This is a genomic window from Kribbella sp. NPDC020701 (assembly GCF_055562215.1).
In genome coordinates, this window is record NZ_JBVHFT010000059.1 from 1 (window position 1) to 1980 (window position 1980).

Annotated in this window: 2 protein-coding genes; both read left to right on the plus strand. The window is 66.7% G+C overall.

The window, feature by feature from the left end; translation table 11 throughout:
- Positions 1 to 232 precede the first annotated feature (232 nt).
- Complete coding sequence (locus ACZ3HV_RS44485) at positions 233 to 664, plus strand: CBS domain-containing protein (protein ID WP_465693939.1); 432 nt, start codon at positions 233 to 235, stop codon at positions 662 to 664.
- A 19-nt stretch (positions 665 to 683) separates the two neighbouring features.
- Positions 684 to 1973 (plus strand): ArsB/NhaD family transporter, encoded by a 1290-nt coding sequence (locus tag ACZ3HV_RS44490; protein WP_465693940.1) that lies wholly within the window; start codon positions 684 to 686, stop codon positions 1971 to 1973.
- The last annotated feature ends 7 nt before the right edge of the window (positions 1974 to 1980 follow it).

The following is a 1980-nucleotide window of genomic DNA, read 5'->3' on the forward strand; positions in this document are numbered from 1 at the left end:
TTCGCCGCACCGCGGACACGGCGCTGGGTGTTTGCGTATCGCCTGCTTGATGGGAGAGGGTTGGGCCTGGAGCGCCGGGAAGTCTGGTCGGCAGTGCTCGTCCCCGAGCCGGGGTGCGGGCTGGTTGACGACCTCCGGGGAGGCTGGGTGGCGCGGGCAGAATCGTGCGGCTTCCTGGCCCACTGTGGCTCCTGGGGACTGCGCGTATCGTGCAGATGTGCACGGAGAGCAAATGGCGGAGGAGTTCCCGGTCATCGGCCTGGATTCGGACGCGCAGGAAGCTGTGGAGCTACTCGCCTCGCGGCGGCTGCCCGGCCTGATCGTCGTGGACTCCAACGGCGAGCCGCACTCTGTGCTGCCCGCGTCGCAGGTGGTGCGGTTCCTGGTCCCCAGCTATGTCCAGGACGACCCGTCGCTGGCGCGGGTGATCGACGAGTCGCTGGCCGACCGGGTCGCCGACAAGCTCGCCAACGTCACCGTTCGCCAGCTGCTGCCCCCGGAGCCGGTCGAACTACCGGTTGTGAACCACGACGACACCGTGCTCGAGGTCGCCGCGATCATGGCCCGCCTCCGTTGCCCACTGGTCGCGGTCATGAAAGGCAAGGAGATCATCGGCGCGATCACCGCGTCGCGGTTGCTGGAGCTGGTCGCGACACCGCACTGACCGACCGACCGGTGATCACATGACCGTGATCGCCATCGTCGTGTTCCTGATCGCGTACGTCCTGATCGCGACCGAGTGGACGCACAGACTGCTGGCCGCGCTCGGCGGAGCGGCGGTGCTGTTCGCCCTCGGAGTGACCGACACCGATCACGCGTTCTACTCCCCCGACACCGGCATCGACTGGAACGTCATCTTCCTGCTGCTCGGGATGATGATCATCGTCGGCATCCTCCGCCGTACCGGAGTGTTCGAGTACGTCGCCATCTGGGCGGCCAAACGTGCCAAGGGATCGCCGCTTCGGGTGATGATCCTGCTCACTTTGATCACCGCGGTCGCCTCGGCGTTCCTCGACAACGTGACCACCGTGCTCCTGATCGCGCCGGTCACGCTGCTGGTCTGCGACCGGCTCGGCATCAGCCCGGTCCCGTTCCTCATCGCCGAGGTGATGGCCTCGAACATCGGCGGCACCGCGACACTCATCGGCGACCCGCCCAACATCATCATCGCCAGCCGATCGGGGCTGACGTTCAACGACTTCCTCATCCACCTGACGCCGCTGGTCGTCATCACGCTGATCGTGTTCATCCTCGTCCTCCCCCGGCTGTTCAAGGGCTCCTTCGCCGTCGATCCGGACAAGGTCGACAACGTCCTGCGGCTGAACGAGCGGGAGGCGATCCAGGACACCCGCCTCCTCGTGAAGTCCGGCGCCGTTCTCTTCGCGGTGTTCGCCGGTTTCATCGGGCACGCGCTGTTCCACATCGAGCCGGCCGCCGTGGCGCTCCTCGGCGCCGGGCTGCTCGTGCTCATCTCCAAGGTGCCGACCAAGGACTACATGGGCAGCGTCGAATGGCAGACCCTGCTGTTCTTCGCCGGCCTCTTCATCATGGTCGGCGCCCTGGTCAAGACCGGCGTCATCGGCAACCTCGCCGACCGCGTCGGCAACGCGACCGGCGGCAGACCGCTGCTCGCCGTCATGCTGATCCTGGTGGTGTCCGCGGTCCTGTCCGGCATCGTCGACAACATCCCGTACGTCGCGACCATGAGCCCGGTCGTCCTCGACCTCACCAAGAACGTCAGCGATCCTGCGCACGCCCATGCGCTGTGGTGGGCGCTGGCCGCGGGTGCGGACTTCGGCGGCAACGCCACAGCGGTCGGCGCCAGCGCGAACGTCGTCGCCATCGGCATCGCACTGCGAGCAGGTCACCCGATCAGCTTCTGGGAATTCACCCGCAAAGGCGTGGTGATGACCGCGATCACAATCCTCGTCGCCGCGCCGTACCTCTGGCTGCGATACTTCGTCCTGTCCTGACCCGACT

Bases quoted from the DNA above. Each gene is read 5' to 3' on its own strand.
- ACZ3HV_RS44485 (WP_465693939.1), top strand. From the start codon at position 233: ATGGCGGAGGAGTTCCCGGTCATCGGCCTGGATTCGGACGCGCAGGAA.
- ACZ3HV_RS44490 (WP_465693940.1), top strand. From the start codon at position 684: ATGACCGTGATCGCCATCGTCGTGTTCCTGATCGCGTACGTCCTGATC.